The organism is Maledivibacter halophilus, assembly GCF_900167445.1.
Classification (GTDB): Bacteria; Bacillota; Clostridia; order Peptostreptococcales; family Caminicellaceae; genus Maledivibacter; species Maledivibacter halophilus.
Genome location: NZ_FUZT01000002.1, coordinates 418642 through 441575, shown reverse-complemented (window position 1 = coordinate 441575; position 22934 = coordinate 418642). Strand labels below are relative to the sequence as shown.

General features: G+C 31.0%; 17 protein-coding genes and 1 riboswitch. Of the genes, 3 read left to right on the top strand and 14 right to left on the bottom strand.

The annotated features are described in order from the left end of the window. Nucleotides 1-30: 30 nt before the first annotated feature. The 3 genes from B5X81_RS05890 to uvrC all read right to left on the bottom strand — a co-directional run bounded on the left by B5X81_RS05890 (nucleotide 31) and on the right by uvrC (nucleotide 3756). Nucleotides 31-504 (bottom strand): NADH-quinone oxidoreductase subunit NuoE family protein, encoded by a 474-nt coding sequence (locus B5X81_RS05890; protein WP_079490086.1) that lies wholly within the window; start codon nucleotides 502-504, stop codon nucleotides 31-33. 411 nt (nucleotides 505-915) lie between these two features. Then, complete coding sequence (gene hprK / locus B5X81_RS05885) at nucleotides 916-1833, bottom strand: HPr(Ser) kinase/phosphatase (protein WP_079490085.1); 918 nt, start codon at nucleotides 1831-1833, stop codon at nucleotides 916-918. A 57-nt stretch (nucleotides 1834-1890) separates the two neighbouring features. Then, nucleotides 1891-3756, bottom strand: coding sequence for an excinuclease ABC subunit UvrC (gene uvrC / locus B5X81_RS05880; protein WP_079490083.1), 1866 nt, complete (start codon nucleotides 3754-3756; stop codon nucleotides 1891-1893). 190 nt (nucleotides 3757-3946) lie between these two features. Between uvrC and B5X81_RS05875 the strand changes: the two genes are divergently transcribed. Further along, complete coding sequence (locus tag B5X81_RS05875; RefSeq protein WP_079490082.1) at nucleotides 3947-4627, top strand: hypothetical protein; 681 nt, start codon at nucleotides 3947-3949, stop codon at nucleotides 4625-4627. Nucleotides 4628-5006: 379 nt separating this feature from the next. Here the strand turns inward: B5X81_RS05875 and B5X81_RS05870 are convergent, their stop codons facing one another. From B5X81_RS05870 to uvrB, 8 genes are all read right to left on the bottom strand, one after another. Next, nucleotides 5007-5798: a sirohydrochlorin cobaltochelatase gene (locus B5X81_RS05870; RefSeq protein WP_079490080.1), complete on the bottom strand. Its 792-nt coding sequence runs from the start codon at nucleotides 5796-5798 to the stop codon at nucleotides 5007-5009. Between the two features lie 106 nt (nucleotides 5799-5904). Then, nucleotides 5905-6083: riboswitch (cobalamin riboswitch) on the bottom strand. 122 nt (nucleotides 6084-6205) lie between these two features. Then, the gene (gene pfkA / locus B5X81_RS05865) at nucleotides 6206-7165 is read right to left on the bottom strand and encodes a 6-phosphofructokinase (RefSeq protein WP_079490079.1); all 960 of its coding nucleotides are present in this window, start codon (nucleotides 7163-7165) and stop codon (nucleotides 6206-6208) included. Nucleotides 7166-7209: 44 nt separating this feature from the next. Next, nucleotides 7210-8913, bottom strand: coding sequence for a phosphoenolpyruvate--protein phosphotransferase (ptsP, locus tag B5X81_RS05860; protein ID WP_079490077.1), 1704 nt, complete (start codon nucleotides 8911-8913; stop codon nucleotides 7210-7212). Between the two features lie 13 nt (nucleotides 8914-8926). Beyond that, nucleotides 8927-9190 (bottom strand): HPr family phosphocarrier protein, encoded by a 264-nt coding sequence (locus B5X81_RS05855; protein WP_079490076.1) that lies wholly within the window; start codon nucleotides 9188-9190, stop codon nucleotides 8927-8929. A 292-nt stretch (nucleotides 9191-9482) separates the two neighbouring features. Beyond that, nucleotides 9483-10304 (bottom strand): glucose PTS transporter subunit IIA, encoded by an 822-nt coding sequence (locus B5X81_RS05850; protein WP_079490074.1) that lies wholly within the window; start codon nucleotides 10302-10304, stop codon nucleotides 9483-9485. Between the two features lie 227 nt (nucleotides 10305-10531). Then, complete coding sequence (locus B5X81_RS05845; RefSeq protein WP_079490073.1) at nucleotides 10532-11359, bottom strand: PRD domain-containing protein; 828 nt, start codon at nucleotides 11357-11359, stop codon at nucleotides 10532-10534. Nucleotides 11360-11658: 299 nt separating this feature from the next. Next, on the bottom strand, nucleotides 11659-14481 hold the full coding sequence (gene uvrA, locus B5X81_RS05840; RefSeq protein ID WP_079490071.1) for an excinuclease ABC subunit UvrA: 2823 nt from the start codon (nucleotides 14479-14481) through the stop codon (nucleotides 11659-11661). A gap of 64 nt (nucleotides 14482-14545) precedes the next feature. After that, nucleotides 14546-16528 carry an excinuclease ABC subunit UvrB gene (gene uvrB / locus B5X81_RS05835; protein WP_079490070.1) on the bottom strand — a complete coding sequence of 661 codons (1983 nt, stop codon included), beginning with the start codon at nucleotides 16526-16528 and terminating at the stop codon, nucleotides 14546-14548. Between the two features lie 330 nt (nucleotides 16529-16858). Here uvrB and B5X81_RS05830 point away from each other — a divergent pair, with 330 nt between their 5' ends. Together B5X81_RS05830 and B5X81_RS05825 are read left to right on the top strand one after the other, a co-directional pair. Further along, nucleotides 16859-18223: an aminotransferase class V-fold PLP-dependent enzyme gene (locus B5X81_RS05830; protein ID WP_079490068.1), complete on the top strand. Its 1365-nt coding sequence runs from the start codon at nucleotides 16859-16861 to the stop codon at nucleotides 18221-18223. Nucleotides 18224-18373: 150 nt separating this feature from the next. After that, complete coding sequence (locus B5X81_RS05825; RefSeq protein WP_079490067.1) at nucleotides 18374-18850, top strand: DsrE/DsrF/DrsH-like family protein; 477 nt, start codon at nucleotides 18374-18376, stop codon at nucleotides 18848-18850. A gap of 200 nt (nucleotides 18851-19050) precedes the next feature. Here the strand turns inward: B5X81_RS05825 and B5X81_RS05820 are convergent, their stop codons facing one another. The 3 genes from B5X81_RS05820 to B5X81_RS05810 form a co-directional block, all read right to left on the bottom strand. Further along, entirely contained in the window at nucleotides 19051-20157 is a 1107-nt protein-coding gene (locus B5X81_RS05820) for an AI-2E family transporter (protein ID WP_079490065.1), read from the bottom strand. Between the two features lie 160 nt (nucleotides 20158-20317). Further along, on the bottom strand, nucleotides 20318-21550 hold the full coding sequence (locus tag B5X81_RS05815; RefSeq protein ID WP_079490064.1) for a PDZ domain-containing protein: 1233 nt from the start codon (nucleotides 21548-21550) through the stop codon (nucleotides 20318-20320). A gap of 65 nt (nucleotides 21551-21615) precedes the next feature. Next, a complete protein-coding gene (locus B5X81_RS05810) occupies nucleotides 21616-22830 on the bottom strand; it encodes a S41 family peptidase (RefSeq protein WP_079490062.1) in 1215 nt (404 codons plus the stop codon). Nucleotides 22831-22934: the final 104 nt, after the last annotated feature.

The window sequence follows — 22934 nt, the reverse complement described above, 5'->3', positions numbered from 1 at the left end:
TTATTTTTATCTAGTTTGTTAAATATCAAATTAATATTTCTTCAAAATATCAGGAACATCTGCCTCAACTAATCTTCCATAAACATCTTCATTAATAGTTAATACTGGTGCAAGTCCACAAGCTCCAATACATCTTGTAGCCTGTAATGAAAACTTACCATCCGGTGATGTTCCACCTACTTCTACATTCAATTCTTTACTTACTCTGTCAATAATAGTTTGGGCACCCTTTACATAACATGCAGTTCCTAAACATACTGATACTACATATTCACCCTTTGGCACAAGAGAAAACTGTGAGTAAAAAGTTACTACACCATATATCTCTGCTACCGGTATATTTAGCTCCCTTGAAATTACTTTTTGCACTTCAAGTGGTATAGCTCCAAATATATTTTGAGCTTCATTAAGTACCGGCATCAATGCCCCTTTTCTTCCTTTGTTTACTTCAATTACTTCACCTAGCTTGTCAAAATTCTCTTTTGTTAAAATATCTTTAGCCATGTCACCTCTCCTTTCATTTTTAATAAATAAAAATCTCTCTCCATCGTTTCCATTTTACTATTACTGGTATAAAAAATCAATTATAGATATTAAATATTTTTATATTGTTTTATATATATACTTATAAAGCCTGTAATAAGCTGCTTTTAAAAATGTGTAGTCGAATTTTGTCGCTTGTTAAGATTATATCATTTTATGGTGTTTATTACAATAAAAAAAGCTTTAGTAAATAATAGTGAAACATATGTAAAAGCTAATTTACACATCATAAAAAATCCATAAACATTGATATCTTAATATATATAAATTAAATTTTGACATTGTTTCACTATAGCTAATAGTTTTCAAATTTTTTCAACTAATCTGATAAAACAATATTCAGTTTTTTCATTTTCTATTTTATTTATCAATCTATTCTATATCATTTTGATTTATAAGCCTAATATTTAATTCTTCAGCTGCATTATATCCCATTTCTTTTTGACGATGATTTCTAGCTGCTGCTTCTAGAATTACGGCAAAATTTCTTCCAGGTCTAACAGGAAGTGTTATTTTTGAAACATTTACTCCTAGGATTTCAATATACTCATCATCTATACCTAATCTGTCGTAAGTATTAGACTCATCCGTGTCAAGTTTTACAACTAAATCAATAACTTTCTTTTCCCTAACTGCTCCCATTCCATATAGCTTTGCCACATCTAATATACCTATACCTCTTATTTCTAAAAAGTACTTTATGATTTCAGGTGCTGTGCCAAGTAATGTATATTCATCAACCTTCTTAATTTGAACAGCATCATCCGCCACAAGTCTATGACCTCTTTTAACTAATTCTAAAGCTGTTTCCGATTTTCCTACACCACTATCTCCCAAAATAAGTATTCCAATACCATTGACTTCAAGTAGAACCCCATGTAATGTTGTAGTTGGAGCCAATTCATGCTCTAAATAAAATATAGTTTTACTGGCGAATTTTGAAGTGGGAGTACAAGTCCTTAAAATTGGTATATTTGCTTTGTCAGCTTCTTCCATTAATTCTACAGGCACATCTAATCCCCTTGTTACAATTAAACAGGGAATAGATCTTTTCATTAATTCTCTTGCCCTTTGTCTCCTAAATTTTTCGCATAATCTAGTAAAATAACTCCACTCAGCCTTTCCTATTAATTGCACTCTATCAAATCCATAATTCTCAAAATATCCTGCCAAGGGAAGTCCTACTCTATTAACTTCACTGGTTGTAATCTCACTGCCATGATCTTTCCAATTATTAGCAATTTCTAATTTTAAATCTTTAATTAGTTTTTTTGTTGGTATTGTTTTCAAATTATACACCACCTATAATAATAGTATTTTCTAGTATTTTCATCGAAACCTTTAATACTAAGCTTTATCTTTTCTAAAAAAATCATAAACATTATTTGCTATTTTTTCATTCATGCCTTCGACTTGCTTAAGTTCGTCAATAGAAGCCTTTTTAATCTTCCCAATAGAGCCAAAATGCTTTAATAATTCACTTTTTCTCTTTTGTCCTATGCCTGGTATTTCATCTAGGACAGATTGAATTAGAGACTTGTCCCTTATGGTCTTATGATAAGTTATTGCGAATCTGTGGACCTCATCCTGAATCCTTGCAATTAACTTAAATACATAACTTTGTTTATCTAAAAAAATATCTGCATTTTCAAAAACCAGACCTTTAGTTCTATGTTTGTCATCTTTTACCATCCCTGCTACAGGTATATTTACACCTAAAGCATAAAGTACTTCTTTTACTACTTTTACTTGCCCTTTGCCACCATCAATTAAAATTAAATCAGGAAAAAATGAAAACTTTCCTTCAACATATGATATACCTTGTTCCTTAAGCATTTGCTTTTCTTCAATTCCTCTTTTAAATCTTCTAAACAATACTTCCTGCATGCTTCCATAATCATTTGGTCCTTCAATAGTCCTTATTCTAAATCTTCTATAGCTACTGTTAAGGGGTTTTCCATCTTTAAAGACTACCATAGACCCTACTGAAAAAACTCCATAAATATTGGAAATATCATAGGCTTCAATACGTCTTGGAATTTTTTTAAGTGATAATAGTCCCACTAATTCCCTTAAAGAGCTTTCACTATATTCTTTATCTCTATTTATTTTTTCTTCAAATTTTGTTAAATACTCTAAAGCATTTTTATGAACCAATTCAAGAAGCTTTTTTTTCTCTCCTTTTATAGGTTGTTTAATGACTACTTTATTTCCTCTTTTTTGGGATAACCACTTTTCGATCAATAGATCATCCTCAATTTTTTCATCTATAAGTATTTCCTTTGGAATAAAGGCACTGCCAGAATAAAATTGTTTTACAAATGTGCTCAATATTTCAGATCTCTTAATATCATTTGTTCCTTCCAAAATATGTTGCTCTCTTCCTATTAGTTTCCCAGCCCTTACAAAAAATATCATTCCACATGTTTTATCAGAATTTCTAGCCATTGAGATATAATCCTGATCTGTATCAGAGGCTGAAACTATTTTTTGTCTTTCTAAAAGATTATTTAATGCATTTATTCTGTCCCTATACTTTGCTGCCCTTTCAAAATCTAACTGCTCAGAGGCCTCTGACATTCTCTCCTTAAGCTCAGCTATAAGTATATCATGTTTCCCACCAAGCAAAAGAATTACCTGATTTACTACCTCCATGTACTCCTGATGATTTATCTTTCCAGTACAAGGACCAATGCATTTTTTTATATGATAATTTAAGCACGGCCTATCTTTGTTAGTTTCTAAATTCCTATTACATTTTCTTAAGGGAAATAATTCTTCTATGGTTTCGAGGGTTTTATTTACCGCATCAACATTTATATATGGACCAAAATATTTTGCATTATCTTTAATGATTTTCCTGGTTTTTATTACCCTTGGATATTTATCTTTTACTGTAACCTTAATATATGGGTAGTTTTTATCATCTTTAAGGGCAATATTATACCTAGGTTTATGTTTTTTTATTAAATTAGCTTCTAGAATTAAAGCTTCAACCTCTGTATCAGTGATTATATACTCAAACTCCTTTATACATTTAACCATAGCAATTACTTTAGGATCATGCTTTTTAGAATTACTAAAATATTGACTGACTCTTTTCTTTAAGGATTTAGACTTTCCTATATAGATTATATCATCCATTTCATCCTTCATAATATATACTCCAGGTTTATCCGGTAGTTTCTTTAATTGTTCCTTTATACTAAACATATATATATGCACCTCTAGTCTAAATTCAGATTATCCATATAGAAATCAAAATCACTTGGACTCCTTCAAGCTTTTCATAAATAATCTGGGTTAATTTTTAAATCTTATTTTATATTCTATCAAAATTGATTAATAATTTGAAATCTAATATAATTATACTATATATAAATACCTCTAGGAGTTGATAAATTTGAATAACAGCAAAAGAAGTATTGGTTTTGTTATAGCATTTATGACTGTAATCTCTATAATTACTTTTATTTTACCAAATATTAATTTGGAGTCTCTAGGAAATAGTATAGAAGTAATTTTTCCCAATATATTATTTTTCCTTTTCATAATAGTTTTTTCATCTATTCAATTTATTTTTAGATTAATATTAACTTCAAAATATTATATAAGGGATAAAATCTTTTTCTTTTTAGATATAGTTCCCTCTAAAATTTATAACAGACTAATATTCTATTTGGGAATTTTTATACTATTTTTATGGCCTGCTATTGCTTCAAAAAATTTATCCTTTATTTCCATTAAAGCCATAATAAATCTTATTATCTGGATATTCATAACAGAAATATTACTTTATATTACCTATAAATATACAAAGATTCACTTTATGACCGATGGAATTTTGATTAGGGGACTAGATTTTAGAATTGACGTTCCATTAAATGACAAGCTATCTAACCACTCTGGCTTTTATCCCTACTATAATATACAGAAATATACTGTTGAAAAAAATAAATTAATATTATATTTATATAATTCTACAGGGTCAATAGAAGGATACATTACTAGTGATAAGTTAAAGGCTGTAGCTGCTTTTTTGGAAAGTAAAAAGATTAAACATATAGATAAAAATCAGGTCTAGAATTTAAACTAGAATGAATATTCTACCTTTTATTTTCTAATACTTTTAATTTCTATTAAAATATGGTAGAATCATATTAATAAATAATTAAATTTAAAGGAGTGTGGTTTTTAGCTATGTCTAGTGACAAGCCTGCCGTCGTCTCGCCTAGAACGAAAGGTTTTTTAGCTTGCATCATTGTTTTAATAACCATTTATTTTTTACAGTTGATTTTTTCATCTTTTTTTACTATTGGTTTTAGTTTTCCTTATTAGATTGTTTCTTACGACTATAATAAATTTTTATATATAATTTTTGTGTAATAAAAAAAGCGACAAGTCGCTTTTTTTTTATTTTGAATTTCTTATTACATATTTATGATTTTTTACTAATATAATTATTATTCCATGATCTTTTTCAAATGCTCTACATATATATCCTGAATACCAGATAATTGACCTAAGCCGCAAAGAATTATATCTACCTTATATCCCTGGACTTCAAAGATATTTTTCCATGAATCTTTATCATCACCAGCCATATCATTTTGAGCATGGTCCCCTGCAACAAGCATTAAGGGAATAAGGGTTATCTTTTTTATATTTTTTTTCCTCAGTTTTTTAATAATATTCTTAATTTCTGGAAATCCTTCTACTGTTCCAACAAAAACATTATTCTCTCCCTGATCCTCAAATGCATAATCTAAGCATGCATAGGCTGAGTTAGCATGATGATATGTTCCATGGCCCATAAATACTACCCCTTCATCATCTCTTCTCCTTGGAATTTTTTTTGCTAAAACAGCGACCACTCTTTTATAATCCTCTATGCTAGTTAAAAGAGGCCTACCTAAAGCAAGCTTAACAAATTCATTTTTAAACCTATGAATTTCTTTGGCTATATCCTCATACTCAGCGCCATTTATAATATGTAATGGCTGAACATAAACCTCTGAAAATCCTTCTTTCTTTAGCTTGGTTAAAGCTTCCCTAGGATTATCTACAAATATACCATCTCTCTTTTTAAGCTTATTAATAATTATTTGTGAAGTAAATGCCCTTCTTACTTCATACTCTGGAAAAATCTTAATAATTCTTTCTTCACATGCTTCTATTGTGGCTTTTCTAGTCTCAGAATAGCTTGTTCCAAAACTGACAACTAATATTGCTTTTCCCTTTGAAGTTTTTTTCATTTTATTCACCACTTTCTTTAGAAAATAAAAAATCTAACCCTATCGGCTAGATTTTTAGCAATGTATTCGTTCTTAAATATACATCGATAACTTCCCACCGAAGTATCAATTAACTAATATATAGGCAGGTTTCCTGACTCATACATTTCCCAATAAATCGCCTTCCCAAGCTAATTGGTGGCATATTGATTTATCAGTAGTACTTACAGTAGCGGGGGCTGTGCTGGATTTTCACCAAACTTCCCTATTATCCCTAAAAAAGGCACCCATATAATATTATCCTTTATTAAATTCTTCAATATTTATTTAAATATAACATATTATTGTTGATTTAACAATAGAATTAATATACTCACTTATAGTGAAACAATCTTAAAAATATCTATTTTTATAATCTATTAAAAATTTTAAATTGAAAGAATATTTGTTAATTTATACATATCCTTATCAAATTGCTTATCCTGTGAAAGAGCTTCATCAATATCCAAGTCAATTAATGAATTATTTTTCATTCCAACAGCTCTACCTGATGCACCATCAATAAGCAATTCTATTGCTTTAGCTCCCATTTTGCTGGCTAAAATTCTGTCAAAGGCTGTAGGACTTCCACCTCTTTGAATATGACCTAATACAGTAACCTTTGTTTCTATGCCAGTTTTTTCTTCTATTTCTTTTCCTAAGTCAAATGCATTTCCTATACCTTCTGCAAGCATAATGATACTGTGCATTTTACCTCTATTTCTTCCATTAATAAGCTTTCTAAATATGTCTTCCTTCTTATACTCTTCTTCTGGAACTATTACACTTTCAGCTCCTCCTGCAAGTCCAGCATATAGAGCTATATCTCCACAATACCTTCCCATAACTTCAATTATACTTGCTCTTCCATGGGAAGCTGATGTATCTCTTATGTTACTTACAGAGTGTAGTACTGTATTTACTGCTGTGTCAAAACCTATTGTATAATCTGTATAAGGTAAATCATTGTCAATTGTTCCAGGTAGGCAGATTGTCTTTATTCCTGAATGGCTAAGTTTTTGAGCACCCTTAAAGGATCCATTTCCACCTATTACTACAAGACCCTCTATTCCAAATATTTCAAGTACATTCAAAGCCTTTGATCTTCCATCTTCAGTTTTGAATTCTTCACACCTTGCAGTCTTTAAAATAGTACCACCTCTGTGAATTATATCTCCAACCGATGATAGATTCATTTCCTTTATTTTTCCATTAATTAATCCATTATATCCTCGCTCTATACCCATTACCTTTATACCGTTGTATATAGCGGATCTTACTACAGCCCTAATAGCTGCATTCATTCCTGGAGAATCTCCTCCACTAGTTAATACACCAATGGTTTTCAATTTACATCAACTCCTGTTTTCAAACCTTTCATATATGGAGCTTTTTAAAAATATTTTTGAATATATTCTTCAATTTCTTTAGCACTTCCCATGTTTATTATTTCATCTGCAAATTTTTTCATTTCTTTATAATCTAAAGAACGAATTAACTTTCTTGCTGGCAAAATAGATATAGGGCTCATGCTAAATTCATCTAATCCTAATCCTAGAAGTATTGGTATCATTCTACTATCTCCTGCCATTTCTCCACACATACCAACCCATATCCCCTCTTTATGTCCATTATCAATGGTCATCTTTATAAGTCGTAAAACACCGGGATTAAATGGATTATACAAATGATGAATTTTTTCATTCATTCTATCTACAGCAGTAGTATATTGAATCAAGTCATTGGTACCTATACTAAAGAAATCTACATGCTTCGCTAAAGCATCACTAGCCAGAGCAGCAGCTGGAACCTCTATCATCATTCCCACTTCTATACCAGATGAATAATCAATTCCTTCATCATCTAATTCTTTCTTTGCTTCATTTAATACTTCCTTTGCTTCCAAAAGTTCTTCTAAACTTGAAATCATAGGGAACATTATCTTAAGATTACCATAAACACTTGCTCTAAGTAAAGCTCTTAGTTGAGTTTTAAATATATCCTTTTTATCTAAGCAAAGCCTAATGGCTCTATATCCTAAAAATGGATTCATTTCTTCATCGAATTTTAGATATGAAAGCTCTTTATCTCCACCTATATCCAAGGTTCTTATTACTATTGGCTTAGGTTTCATTGGTTCTAATACAGCTTTATATGCTTCAAATTGTTCTTCCTCTGTTGGTAGGGAATCATTATCCATGTATATGAATTCTGTCCTATATAATCCCACACCCTCTGCATCATTCTTAATAAGTCCCTTGATATCCTTTGGTGTTCCTATGTTTCCAGCAAGCTCTACTTTTCTACCGTCAAGGGTTATGCTTACTTCACCCTTTAAAGCTTCTAATTCTCTTTTTTCTTTTTCATATTTTTCTTTTAAATCCCTATATTCTTTAATTTCCTTGTCTGATGGATTAATGATAACTTCTCCAGTTTCTCCATTAAATATTACAAAATCTCCATCATTTAACTTCTGTGTGATATTTTTAAGACCTACAACAGCTGGTATTTCCAAAGTTCTAGACATTATTGCTGTATGGGATGTCCTTCCTCCAATATCTGTTAAAAAGCCTAAAACTTTTTCCTTATCCATTATTGCAGTATCTGAAGGTGTTAGATCATGGGCAACAAGTATAACTTCTTCCTCTAGTATTGATAAGTCAATTACAGTAATTCCCATAAGATTTCTTATAACTCGACTGGAAACATCCCTTATATCTGCTGCTCTTTCTTTCATATAATCATTATCCATTGCTTCAAAAACTGTTATAAATTCATCAGTTATTTGTTTAAATGCATATTCAGAATTTATTTTTTCCTTCTCGATTCTATTTAAAGATTTTGATATAAGTTCTGGATCATCTAATATCATTATATGAGCATCAAATATAGCTGCTTTCTCTTTTCCAAGCTCATTTAAAGCCTTATCTCTAATATTATATAATTCTTTTTTTGATTTATCCACAGCTTTTATAAATCTATTTTTTTCTTTCTCAATATTTTCAATTTCTTCCTTCGAGATATGGATTTCCTGATTCTTTATCACTAATGCCTTTCCTAGTGCTATACCTGGTGAAGCACCTGTGCCAGTTATCATATATAATCCTCCTCTATTCTTCACCAAATTTTGACTCTATAAGTCCAACTAATTCGTCCATCGCTTCTTTTTCGCCTATTCCATCAGTTATAATTTTTATTTCATCGCCTTTTTTTGCTCCTAAACTCATTATCCCCATAATAGATTTGGCATTATAAATAGAATTATTAGCTTCAATATTAACGTCACATTTATATTTTGATGCAGCTCTAACAAAAATTGCAGCTGGTCTTGCATGCAAACCACTTTCATTCAATATTTTCACTTTTTTTTCCATAGTATAACCTCTCCTTATTTTTAGTTTTTTTATAAAATATTTTGTATTTATTATAGGGATTTAAGTAAAAACTTTAATTTATACACGTCCAAAACTTCCAAAAGCTCTAAGTATTTGTACAAGTACAAATTAAGTTTTACTATGTAAACCCTGTATATATATAGTGAAACAAACTGAAAAGTTAATTTATACATTATAAGAAATTGTAAAAATCAATATTTTTAAGATGTATAAATTGAAATTTAATATTATTTCACTATAATTATCCTAAATTACTTAATGCAAATATTTGCTATATTATAAAAACTTCTTCCTGCCCAGCCTTTACTTCAGCTCCTGCTTCAAATGTCACAGTTTCTTCTTTAGAAAGATTTGTAAATATAATTGGCGTAATTATAGAAGAAGCTTTAGATTTTATTATTTCCAAGTTTGCTCTAAGTATAGGCTGGCCAACTTGTACAGTCTCACCTGATTTTACAAGAAGTTCAAAACCTTCGCCTTTAAGCTTTACAGTATCAATACCAAAATGAATCAGTATCTCATGGCCACTATCTGCCATTATAGATATTGCATGTTTAGTTGGAAATACTGTCATTATTTTTCCATTTACCGGTGATACAAGCTCCCCACTTACAGGTTCTATGGCAAATCCATCACCTATTATTTTTTGTGAAAAAATCTCATCTGGAACATCCTTTAGATCTAATAGTTTTCCACTTAAGGGTGAGACAAATAAATTTTTATCTATTGACTTTGTAATATTACTTTGATTTTTATGAGGTGTTTTTATACGTTTTATTGCATTTCCTCCTATTAAATCTTTAATCAAATCCTTCAATTGATCTGATTCTATTCCAAATACAGCCTGTATACCACTTTGAACCTTAAAAACTCCTTGAGCACCTAAAATCATTATTCTTTTGCTATCAACTTTATTAATATTATTTACATCTACACGTAAGCGAGTAATACATGCATCAATTTTTTTGATATTTTCTTTTCCACCTACTGCATCTAATATATTTACTGCTAAGTCCAATAGTTTTTTGCTGTTATTTTTGTTTTCATGGTTAGAATGTTTTTTATTAAGTTCTTGAAACTTTTCTTTAGTCATTCAAACCTCTCCCTTTTAAATGCAAAATAAAAAGACATGAGTAAAAGGACAAAATAATACAATATTATTTCATCATAGCCTTTACTCATGCCTGATCGAATCAGTAACATGTAAATTATTATTGATTTATAAAATATAACTTATTATATTTTATCATAAAACGTTTTCTCTATCAACATCTTCACATCACATTTTTTTCACTTTAAATGTTACATTTTATCTCCAAATCATACACGCATTTTGTACAAATGAAGAGCTATATATCCTATTTCCCCCTCAGGTATTTTTACATTCAGTTTGTTCTCTATTTTTTTTACTATATAATAGGCTATACTAAATTCATACTTAAGATCCTCTTCCAGTTTTTTCAGGAATTTATTTTCATCAAATCTTTGAGTATATGCTCTATCTATTACTCCCATTAGATGCATAACAAATCTTCTACTTAAAAAGGAATTCCTCTCTAATTTTATCTGTAACTTGTTTTCTACCAATTCTAAAATTTCACTAATCATTTTAGAATTCTCCAAAGCTTCGTTTTTGCTTTTATCCTTTCTAACTCCGTAAATATGAAGAGTCAAAAATCCAACTTCCGCATCAGGAATTTCTGTTTGCAAATCTTCTTGCAATATTGAAACTGCATTCTTAGCTAAATTATATTCATCTGGATAAAGAAGCTTTATTTCAAATAGAAAAGGATTCACAATTTTAATACCTTCATTTATTCTTTTTATAGCAAAGTTTATATGATCAATTAGCGCAATATATCCATGGGAATCTAATTTTTCTCCTATTTCAGCCTTAATCATTTCAATTATTTTCTGAGTTGTTTCTATTATTTGAGGATCTATTGTTGTTATAAAGGTTTCGTATTCGCTTTCATTCAATCCCTTTAACGATATAAATTTTTCTTCTATATCATCGATATTTTTTAATAATGTGCCTTTTTTTCTATTAAATCCTATTCCTTTTCCTACCAAAATATAATTCTGGTAATTTTGCTGCACTAATATAACATTATTATTTAAAACTTTTTTTATTAAATATCCATCCATAAAATTCCTCCAGATTGACTTCATATAACCATAATAGTACATTGATTTAAGTTGTTGTAAATTGTCGAAATAATATATATATGGTTATTATGCAATTTACATGATTATTTGTCAAGAAGAAAAAGAAATAAATTATACCTTTGCACCTGTAAGATTTTAGAAAACATTTGCAATAAATCGAAAATTTTATGTATAATACCAGAATATTAATAAAACTCCTCTTTAGTAAAAAGTTATATTATTTCAACTATCTACTATAAGAGGAGCATATTAACAAAAAGATTTCCTTTTTTGTCTTATTAATTTTTCAATACTTTCTTTAAATACTGTCCCGTATATGATTTTTTTACACCTGCCACTTTCTCTGGTGTTCCCTGTGCTACTATGGTTCCTCCTCTATCGCCACCTTCCGGCCCTAAATCAATAATATAATCACTTGACTTAATAACATCCAAATTATGCTCTATAACCACTACTGTATTGCCTCCTTCAACTAGTCTTTTAAGGAGTCCTATAAGCCTATCTACATCTGCTATATGGAGTCCAGTAGTAGGTTCATCAAGTATATATAATGTCTTTCCTGTGCTTCTCTTACTCAGCTCACTGGCAAGCTTAATTCTTTGAGCTTCTCCACCGGAAAGCTGTGTCGATGGTTGTCCAAGTCTAATGTATCCAAGGCCTACATCATAGAGAGTTTCTAGCTTTCTTTTTATTTTAGGTATGTTTTCAAAGAAAACCAATGCTTCTTCTACTGTCATATTAAGAACATCAGATATTGTTTTTCCTTTATACTTTACTTCCAAAGTCTCTCTATTATATCTTTTCCCCTTACATACATCACACTGAACATAAACATCAGGTAAAAAATGCATTTCTATTTTAATTATTCCATCACCTCTACAGGCTTCACATCTGCCACCCTTTACATTAAAACTAAATCTACCTTTTTTATATCCCCTTACTTTGGCTTCCGGTACAGTAGCAAACAAATCCCTTATATGGTCAAAGACTCCTGTATAAGTAGCAGGATTTGATCTAGGGGTTCTTCCTATTGGAGACTGATTAATATCAATAACTTTATCGATATGTTCAAGTCCTTTTATTTCCTTATGCTTTCCTGGCTTCCTTTTAGCTCTATGAAGCTCCATTGCCGTTCTCTTATAAAGAATTTCATTAACCAATGTACTTTTACCCGAACCGGAAACACCTGTAACACAATTAAATACTCCCAGGGGAATTTCTGCATTTATATTTTTAAGATTGTTTTCCTGTGCTCCAACTATTTTAATAGATTTTCCGTTTGTTTTTGTTCTTTCACGGGGAACTTTAACTTCTTTTTTACCGCTTAAATATTGACCGGTTATAGATTTATCAATTTCTTTAATCTCATCTACTGTTCCTTCAGCCACCACATATCCCCCATGCTCACCTGCTCCGGGACCAATATCTATAACATGGTCAGCAGCATATATAGTATCTTCATCATGCTCAACTACTATCAATGTATTACCTAAATCAGTAAGATTTCTCAGTGTTTTAAGCAGTCTTTCATTGTCCTTTTGATGTAATCCTATGCTTGGTTCATCAAGTATATAAAGTACACCTACAAGACCAGAACCTATTTGGGTTGCAAGTCTTATTCTTTGAGACTCCCCTCCAGACAGTGTCCCTGCGGATCGGGAAAGTGTTAAATAATCCAGTCCCACATCAACTAAAAAGTTAAGTCTTCCCTTTATTTCCTTTAGTATTTGCTGTGCAATAAACTCTCTTTTTTCATCAAGCTTTAGATTGTCAAAAAACTCCAAGACCTTTCTAACCGACAGATCTGTAATTTCTGAAATATTCTTGTCCCCAACGGTTACCGCTAAGGATTCATCACTAAGCCTTGCACCCTTACATTTTTCACAGGCATTTAAGCTCATATATTCCTCTATTTTACTTCTTATATAATCGGAATTAGTTTCTCTATATCTTCTTTGCAAATTTTTGATTATCCCTTCAAAGGGAGATTTATATTCTCTATAACCATATTTACTTTCATAATGAAACTTGATTGTCCTGTCCTTCGTACCATATAAAAGCTCATCTATAAAATCCTTTGACAGTTCCTTAATCGGCATATCCAAACTGACACTGTGATCTTTAGCCAATGCTGCTATCATCTGCTGATAATAGGTTCCTTCTCCACTATTGGCAATAGGAGCAATTGCCCCCTGATTTATGGATAATTCTCTATTTGGGATGATTAACTCAGGATCAACCTTTAGAAGGTATCCTATTCCATTACAAGAAGGACATGCTCCAAAGGGACTGTTAAATGAAAACATTCTAGGCTCCAGCTCTCCAATACCTATACCATGCTCAGGACATGAGAATTTAGTATTAAATAACATGTCCTCACCCTCAAGTATATTTACAATTACTAATCCGTCAGATAGCTTAAGGGCAGTTTCTATAGAGTCAGCAAGTCTCTTTTCTATTCCTTCTTTTGTTATTAATCTATCAACAACAACTTCTATAGTATGTTTTTTATTTTTCTCAAGCTTAATCTCTTCATATATTTCTCTAATCTCTCCATCTACTCTAATCCTAACATATCCATCCTTTTTTATTCTATCTAATTCCCTTTTATGCTCCCCCTTCTTTCCTCTGATTACCGGGGATAGAATTTGTATTTTCGTTCTTTCTTCTAATTCCAATACTTTATCTACTATTTGGTCTACTGTTTGCTGGGATATTTCTACTCCACACACAGGACAATGGGGAATACCTATTCTGGCATATAATAATCTTAAATAATCATATATTTCAGTAACAGTACCAACCGTCGAACGTGGATTTCTACTGGTGGTTTTTTGATCTATAGATATAGCTGGAGATAAGCCTTCAATATATTCTACATTTGGCTTTTCCATTTGTCCCAAAAACTGCCTTGCATATGCTGATAAGCTCTCAACATATCTTCTCTGGCCTTCAGCATATATGGTGTCAAATGCAAGAGAAGATTTTCCAGAGCCACTAAGTCCTGTTACAACAACAAACTTATCTCTAGGTATTTTTACATCAATATTTTTAAGATTATGCTCCTTAGCTCCCCTGACATATATATAATTTTTACTCACTATTTCACCTCAAATCAGTTCTAACTTATGCTTTAAAACTCATCTCTCAATCATTCACTAATCATTATCGATTATTTATTTTCTCCCTAAGCTCCTCTATCTTGTCCCTCAGCTCTGCAGCCCTTTCAAACTGTAAATCAGCAGCAGCTTGTCTCATATCAGCTTCAAGACCATCAATAAGCTTAAGTAATTCTTCTCTGTTTAATTTATCATCATTGTCTACGCCGTACTTAACTTCTTCTTCGGCAACCTTAGTAGCTTCAATAATATTTCTGATTTGTTTCTTTATTGTCATAGGTGTAATACCATGCTTTTTATTATAATCCATTTGTATATCACGTCTTCTATTGGTTTCATCAATGGCAAAATTCATGGATTTAGTGATCCTATCGGCATACATTATTACCTCCCCTTCAGAATTTCTTGCAGCTCTTCCTATGGTTTGCACTAATGATGTTTCTGACCTCAAAAATCCTTCCTTATCAGCATCTAATATGGCAACCAATGAAACTTCTGGAAGATCAAGACCCTCTCTCAGAAGATTTATACCCACTAATACATCAAATTTACCAATTCTCAAATCTCTAATAATTTCCATTCTCTCCATAGTATCTATATCAGAATGCATATATTTTACCCTTATTCCTACTTCTTTCAAATAATCTGTTAACCTTTCAGACATCTTTTTTGTTAAAGTTGTAACTAGAATTCTCTGTTTCTTCTCAGCTCTTTTATTTATTTCACCTATTAAATCATCTATTTGACCTTCTACTGGTCTAACATGTATCTTAGGGTCAATTAATCCAGTAGGTCTTATAATTTGTTCTACCACCTTTTTGCTATGCTCTTTTTCGTAGGGACCTGGGGTTGCACTGACAAAAACGACTTGATTTACTAAGCCTTCAAATTCTTCAAAATTAAGAGGCCTATTGTCAAATGCTGAGGGCAATCTAAATCCAAAGTCAACTAAATTCTCTTTTCTAGAACGATCACCACCATACATAGCTCTTATTTGGGGAATAGTAACATGGGATTCGTCTATTACCATTAGAAAATCATCAGGAAAATAGTCTATAAGTGTATATGGTTTACTTCCAGGTTTTCTCCCGGATATATGTCTTGAATAATTTTCTATTCCCTGGCAAAATCCAACCTCTTTAAGCATTTCTATATCATATTTAGTTCGTTGGTAAATCCTTTGAGCTTCTATTAATCTTCCCTGATCTTTAAATTCTCTTACTCTATCCTTTAGCTCTTCTTCGATATGCTCAATAGCCCTTTCCAGTTTATCCTTTTTTGTTACATAGTGAGAAGCTGGAAAAACTGCCACATGGTTTCTTAAACCAACAATTTCTCCAGTAAGGGCATTTACTTCAGTAATTCTATCTATTTCATCACCAAACAATTCCACCCTTACAGCATTTTCAGAAGATGAAACTGGAAATATTTCAATTATATCTCCCCGCACTCTAAAGGTACCTCTTGTAAAGTTTATATCATTTCTCATATATTGTATATCTACAAGTTTTTCCAGTATTTCATCTCTACCTTTCGTCATTCCCGGTCTAAGTGAAAGAACTAGATTTTCATAGTCGATTGGATCACCTAGACCATAGATACAAGACACACTTGCTACTATTATTACATCTCTTCTTTCAAAAAGGGACATAGTTGCCGAGTGTCTGAGTTTATCTATTTCATCATTTATTGAAGCATCCTTTTCAATAAAAGTATCACTTTGAACTACATAAGCTTCCGGTTGATAATAATCATAATAGCTTACAAAAAATTCTACAGCATTGTCCGGAAAAAATTCTTTGAATTCACTACATAACTGGGCAGCCAGAGTTTTATTATGGGCAATTACCAGAGTGGGTTTTTGTACTTTTTCAATAATATTTGCTATTGTAAATGTCTTACCGGAACCAGTAACCCCCAATAATGTCTGGTGATTTAAGCCCTTATTAATACTATTGCTTAATTCCTCTATTGCCTTTGGCTGATCTCCAGTAGGTTTATAATCTGAAACGATCTTAAATTCTCCCATAAAAACACCTCGTATATTTACAAATATGTCTTCGACACATTTGTAGTTATAAGTTTTAGATTTTAAGCTCTAAGGTTGAAGTCATTCTTTGGGGTCTTAAGGTATCTACAATACCTTTTCTATCCTACTCAAAATTGTATTATAATTCATATTATCTTTATCTTTAATCAAACATTAGTTCGTATCTTCCAGTAAATTATATACCTCTTTTATTATCAAGTCAATGAAATCATAGAAATTAAATCACATTTATTTTTTATGTGAATAAACTATTATTATGATGAATTTTCATGACTAGAGTTTCTAAATACATTTGGGAAGGTGAATAATATGCTTACTAAAAATGACTTTCCTTACTTCAGATCATATGTCCACGGCGTAAACATTAAAATTCCCTTAGGAAAAGATAAATATATGACCGAAATTAATTTTGATAATGCAGCCACTACACCACCTCTAAAAAATGTGTTATATGAGGTTCTTGCCTTCTCTTCCATGTATTCCTCCATACATAGAGGTACAGGATATAAGTCAAGATTTTCCTCCTCAATGTATGAAAAGTCCAGAGAAATAATAGCTAAATTTATGGGCGCCGATCTGTCTAAGGATACTATAATTTTCGTAAAAAATACCACTGAAGCTATTAACAAGCTTTCTTACAGGTTAGACAAGAAAAATGGAAAAAATGTAATTTTATCAACAAATATGGAACATCATTCTAATGACTTACCATGGAGAGAAAAATTTAAAGTAGATTATGTCGATATTGATGAAAAGGGTCGTTTATCTTTAAAGGATTTAGAATATAAACTAAAAAAATATTCCGATAATGTTAGACTTGTTACCGTGGCAGGTATTTCAAATGTAACCGGTTATATTAACCCCATTTATAAAATTGCAGAGCTGGCCCATAGATATAATTCAGAAATCCTGGTTGATGGCGCTCAATTAGCAGCCCATCTCCCTATTAAAATGAATAATCAAGATCCAAAACACAATATAGATTACTTGGTTTTCTCAGCTCATAAAATGTATGCTCCCTTTGGCATAGGAGTTCTTATCGGTCCAAAGTCCACCTTTGAAAAGGGAGCCCCAGATTATCCAGGCGGTGGGACAGTGGAAATCGTTACCCACGATTATGTAAAATGGGCTGAGCCACCACATAAAGAGGAAGCTGGCTCTCCAAATATAATCGGAGTAATAGCCTTATCGGCAGCCATAAAAACTTTAGATTTCCTTGGAATCAGAAGCATACATGAATATGAAAAAAAATTAACTGAATATGCAATTGAAGGATTAAAAACTGTACCAGATATAGAAATGTATGGTGATACTTCCAATTACAATGATAGAGTAGGAATCATCACATTTAATATGAAAGGGATACATCATGAAACCTTGGCAAATATTCTCTCATACGAAGCTGGTATAGCAGTGAGAAATGGATGTTTTTGTGCCCACCCTTATCTTCATAATCTCCTTAATGTTAGTCAGGAAGTAATAGAAAGACGTATTAATGATTCTTCTTTGCCCCATCCTGGAATGGTAAGAATAAGCTTTGGTATGTATAACAATAAATATGAAGTTGATTGTTTAATTAATGCTCTTAATAAGATATCTATTAATAAAAAATACTATTTGAATAAATACGAAACAAATAAAAAATCGACTCGCTTTATTAGTTCTAAATTCTAAAATACAATACTCTATTTTACTACGGACCTGTATATTAATATAGGTCTTTTTTATTGTAGGAAATTAGCTATTTGTAAAATACATATAATATTCAAATTTGTTTTGGGAAAAATAATGAAGCAGGTATAAATTTAAAAGGAAGTGTTAAGCATGTCTAAAAAGATGAACATGATACTATTTAGTGGAGATTATGATAAAGCTTTAGCAGCCCTAATACTGGCAAACTCAGCAAGAGAGCTAGGTATAGATGTTAGTATGTTTTTTGCATTCTGGGGTCTGTTTTTATTGAGAGACCCCCAGAAAATATCAGAAGAAAATAAAACCAGCTATGAAAAAATGTTTTCTATGGTATCACCAAAGGGACCGGAAAATTTACCTCTATCTAAGATGAATTTCAGCGGACTTGGTAAAATACTCCTAAAGGAAATGATGAAAGATGATGAAGCTCCACCTCTAGAAGCCTTTTTGAGTGGAGCTAGAAAAAAGGGTGTAAATTTTTATGGATGTAAATTATCAATGGAGGTTATGGGTCTTAAAAAGGATGAGTTAATAGATGAAGTTAAAGTTATAGATGCAAAGGGTTATTTAAAGGATGCAATTGACTCGGAAATACAGTTGTTTATTTAATGTGATATCTAAAAATACAGCTAAAGCTTGTATAAACACAAAAAGACGATTAGCAAAACCTTGTAGAATAAAAGCTTGCTAATCATCTTTTTTATAAGAATCATATGAAAAAATTGCATAGTTAACATTATTAGTTTTAAAATACAATATGTGGATAATCCACCTGACTCTCTCTACTATATTTTATATTTTAAAATTCTTTACATCCTAATATTCTGCGCATCAAGTCTCTTATTAATAAACTTATCAAATAATGCTTTTATAACAGCCATTATGGGAACACCTAAAAACATTCCTATAACTCCAAACATTCCGCCACCGATTATTATAGCTAAGATTATCCAAAATGGTGATAGCCCAACCTTATCCCCAAGGATCATAGGCCCTAAAAATAAGCCGTCAAACTGCTGAAGTGCTATTATAAATACTAAAACCCATATAGCTTTAATGGGACTATCAAAAAGAGTAATAGCAACCGCTGGTACAGCTCCTATAAATGGGCCAAAATATGGTATCATATTTGCTATACCAACTATTAAGCTTAAAAGCAAAGCATAGGGTGCCTTTATAATAAGAAGCCCTATAAAGCACATGGCGCCAATTATACAGGAATCTATAAATTTACCAATTATAAACTGGGAAAATAGTCTATCAAGTTCTGCTGCAAATTCTATTACACCCTTAGCCATTTGTTTGTTTAACAAAGCAAAAACCACTTTTTTTAAGCTTAAAATAAATATTTCCTTATCCTTTAAGAAATAAACAGCTATAATCATAGATAGAATTATTTTAAATATTGTAGAGGTAAAGTTAATTGCCTTTGATACAACTGCAGATAAGATGCTATTAAGATAATTACCTACTTGCTCAATAATTTTATTAAGACCATCTTCAACATAGGGGGTAATTCCATAGTTGTCCAATAGCTTTAAATCTGTTATTTTTTCTGTTATCCATATATCTGTTATTTTAATATAATCCGGTAAATTCTTCAAAAGATCTAGAATACTGTTTATAATCCTAGGAGAAACTATAGTTATAAATATTGTTGTAATTCCAATAACAAACATATAAATAATTAATATGCTCCATCCTCTTTTTAATTTAAAATTCCTTTCAATATATGACATTGGAGAATTTAATAAATAAGCTATAGCAAATGCCCATATTACAGGACTAAGGATAGACAATAAATTAATATTTATAAACAGGAAAAAATCTATCTTATTTATAATCTTATATAATATAAAGGCTATTATCAATAGCGGTATAAAATTCAAATATGGTATTCTTTTTTTATCTGACATCTATATTCATTACCTCCCAGCAGTCTGCACATCTATATAAATTATAACATATATATAGAATTTATATAGTAAAACTTAATTTATAAACATCAAAATATTTAATGCTTCTTGGGAGTTTAATTGTGCATAAATTAAAGGCCTTACTTAAATTTCTATAATTCTATCTTTTCTTAAATATTTTCTTAACTAAATTTTTAATAATACTTACATTTTCACCAGTAGAAACAACAAAATTAGAGCTCTTTGGAATAACTATAGTTCCTATAGAGTTTATACCCTTTGAAAAATCTGTATGCTCTAATATAATTTTGTTGCCCTTTTCATCTAATGCCTCAATCCAAAGATATGTAGGAAATTGGTTTAATAAATAAAGTAATTCTTCTTTTTCATTTATATAATAATTATTTGCTTTAAGTATAACAAATCCAGGCTTTATTCCCATTTTCTCTCCAATACTATCTTTCTTTACATCAAGTACAGTAAGCCCACTATGGTGTTTTTTGTAAATAGGCATTCTATTTTTTTCTTCTCTTTGACTATAAATAATTAAAGCTTCATGGGCAACAGGTGTAAATATGGCAGCAATAAATTTAAATGCATAGATATATGAAGATATACCTGCAAGTATAAGGAGTATAATGCTATAGAGTCCAAGTCTTAAGGAGGATTTTTTGCTCTTTTCTCTTGGAGAAGATGTTATAGCAATATCTCCATATCCAAGGGCAGCTATAACAACAGTTAACTGAAGGGTAATATTATCAACATCTAAACTGCGGGAAATAAATAATGGCCACCAATCTGGTAAATTTATATCTGTTGTTCCAGACAATTTACTCAATACCACCAGCAAAACTGCAAAAGGTATAGGCCAAAATCTTTGCAGTGTAAAACCTCCAACAGTACCATATTTATCATGCTCAATAAAAATGGGAGTTGGATTATTATGACCATCTATCCATATTAATATACTTTCAATAAGATGCAGCACTGCAACTAAGGCTATAATACTTGATACATTCACCTTTGGAAAGCCAAATATTAAACTTGAAATAGAAAGAATTCCACCAGCATATGAAAAGCATAGATATCTTACATTAATTAGCATTAGAAATATTGCAAGGGGCAATATAAACCTAAAGTCTTCAAGTTCAATAGCAACTCCTAAAACAGAAACTACTACAGTCCCTAGCAAACCACCAATAATACCTACCCCTAAGGATGATAGAACTCTTTCTCTTGCTGTGGCCTTTTCTTTTCCTAGAAGCTTTGCTTCCATTCTAACTACTTTTTTATATTGAAAATATATAAGAAATAATACTACCCAAAACAATGGATTTATAATAATAGTTAGAACTGATTGTAGGGATAGGCTTATAAGTTCTAGCCACTCCATCACTGTTATCACCTGCCTCAAAGACTATCCAAGCCCGAGACTTTTCCCGGGCAATCATAGCTCTTTTATATTTTACCCTTTAAAATCTCAAGGGCTTTTTGTAATTGTATATCTTCCTTATCGGTTATTTCTGTTTTTTCTTTAAGTTCATCAGGTAATTCAATAGTAATATCAGGTTCTATTCCTTTGCCATGTATATAATTACCATTTGGAGTATAATATTGAGATATAGTAAGCTTAAATCCTGTTCCATCTGTTAATTCTCTAACTGTCTGAACTAATCCCTTACCAAAGGTAGTAGTTCCAACAATCACTCCAGATTTTGTATCTTTAACCGCCCCGGTTAAAATTTCTGAAGCACTTGCACTCCCTTTATTTACTAATATGGTAAAGGGGTAATCAATCTTTTTAGCATCTGAATCTAAATATTCCTTATTTCCAGCCCTGTCTTTAGTATATACTATAGTCTGCTTACCCAAAAGCTCATCAGCTATTTCAACACATTCCTTTAATGATCCACCAGGATTGTTCCTAAGATCAATAATTAGACCCTTTATATTTTTTGATTCTAACCCTTTTAAATGTTTTTTAAAATCTTCTGCAGTTTTATCATCAAACATTGTTATTCTTAAATACCCAATATTGTCATTAATTACTCTTGATTTAACGGTATTAAGTCTTATTTCTTCTCTTTGAATTGTAATAGACAAAGGTTCTTTTCTATTTGGTCTAAGTATAGTTATATCTACACGGGTACCTGGTTTCCCCTTCATTATTGCAACTGCCTCATCAAGCTCATCAGCTGTAACCTCTTTATCATTAACTTTAATAATTTTATCTCCACTAATAATACCTGCCTTTTCTCCTGGAGTATCTTCTATAGGCGAAACAACAGTTATATATCCATCTGCACCTGGAGTAACAATAACTCCTATTCCACCATAAGATCCTTTGGTATGGGTCATAAAACTATCAAATTCTGATTTTGTCATATATTCCGAATAAGGATCTTCTAATGCTTCAAATAGCCCTTTTAAGACTCCATCTTCAAAAATTTCTTCTTCAACAGGCTCATAGTAGTTTTCTTTAATAATGTTTTTGAGATAAAGTGCCTTGCTAAATTTATCCTTGATGCCAACTAATCTTTCATATTCATTTTTTGAAATATAAACCTTATTATCAAGCTTAACTGCAACCATATTGGAAACAAATGCTGTAAGTAAAGCGGTAATTACAATTATAACCACTGCACCTATAAAAGCGGTTCTCTTTTTAATCATTAATTTCACCTCTATGTTTTTTTCATTAAATATCCCCGATATTTTATTTTATTAATTTTCACTACTCATTATACCATCTTTACTGGTATTCAACAAAATTTTAA

Excerpts from the sequence above, each read along its gene's own strand:
- B5X81_RS05890 (WP_079490086.1), bottom strand. The coding sequence starts at position 504 with ATGGCTAAAGATATTTTAACAAAAGAGAATTTTGACAAGCTAGGTGAA.
- uvrC (WP_079490083.1), bottom strand. The coding sequence starts at position 3,756 with ATGTTTAGTATAAAGGAACAATTAAAGAAACTACCGGATAAACCTGGA.
- B5X81_RS05870 (WP_079490080.1), bottom strand. The coding sequence starts at position 5,798 with ATGAAAAAAACTTCAAAGGGAAAAGCAATATTAGTTGTCAGTTTTGGA.
- ptsP (WP_079490077.1), bottom strand. The coding sequence starts at position 8,913 with ATGATAACTGGCACAGGTGCTTCACCAGGTATAGCACTAGGAAAGGCA.
- B5X81_RS05855 (WP_079490076.1), bottom strand. The coding sequence starts at position 9,190 with ATGGAAAAAAAAGTGAAAATATTGAATGAAAGTGGTTTGCATGCAAGA.
- B5X81_RS05850 (WP_079490074.1), bottom strand. The coding sequence starts at position 10,304 with ATGACTAAAGAAAAGTTTCAAGAACTTAATAAAAAACATTCTAACCAT.
- B5X81_RS05845 (WP_079490073.1), bottom strand. The coding sequence starts at position 11,359 with ATGGATGGATATTTAATAAAAAAAGTTTTAAATAATAATGTTATATTA.
- uvrB (WP_079490070.1), bottom strand. The coding sequence starts at position 16,528 with ATGGGAGAATTTAAGATCGTTTCAGATTATAAACCTACTGGAGATCAG.
- B5X81_RS05830 (WP_079490068.1), top strand. The coding sequence starts at position 16,859 with ATGCTTACTAAAAATGACTTTCCTTACTTCAGATCATATGTCCACGGC.
- B5X81_RS05825 (WP_079490067.1), top strand. The coding sequence starts at position 18,374 with ATGTCTAAAAAGATGAACATGATACTATTTAGTGGAGATTATGATAAA.
- B5X81_RS05820 (WP_079490065.1), bottom strand. The coding sequence starts at position 20,157 with ATGTCAGATAAAAAAAGAATACCATATTTGAATTTTATACCGCTATTG.
- B5X81_RS05815 (WP_079490064.1), bottom strand. The coding sequence starts at position 21,550 with ATGGAGTGGCTAGAACTTATAAGCCTATCCCTACAATCAGTTCTAACT.
- B5X81_RS05810 (WP_079490062.1), bottom strand. The coding sequence starts at position 22,830 with ATGATTAAAAAGAGAACCGCTTTTATAGGTGCAGTGGTTATAATTGTA.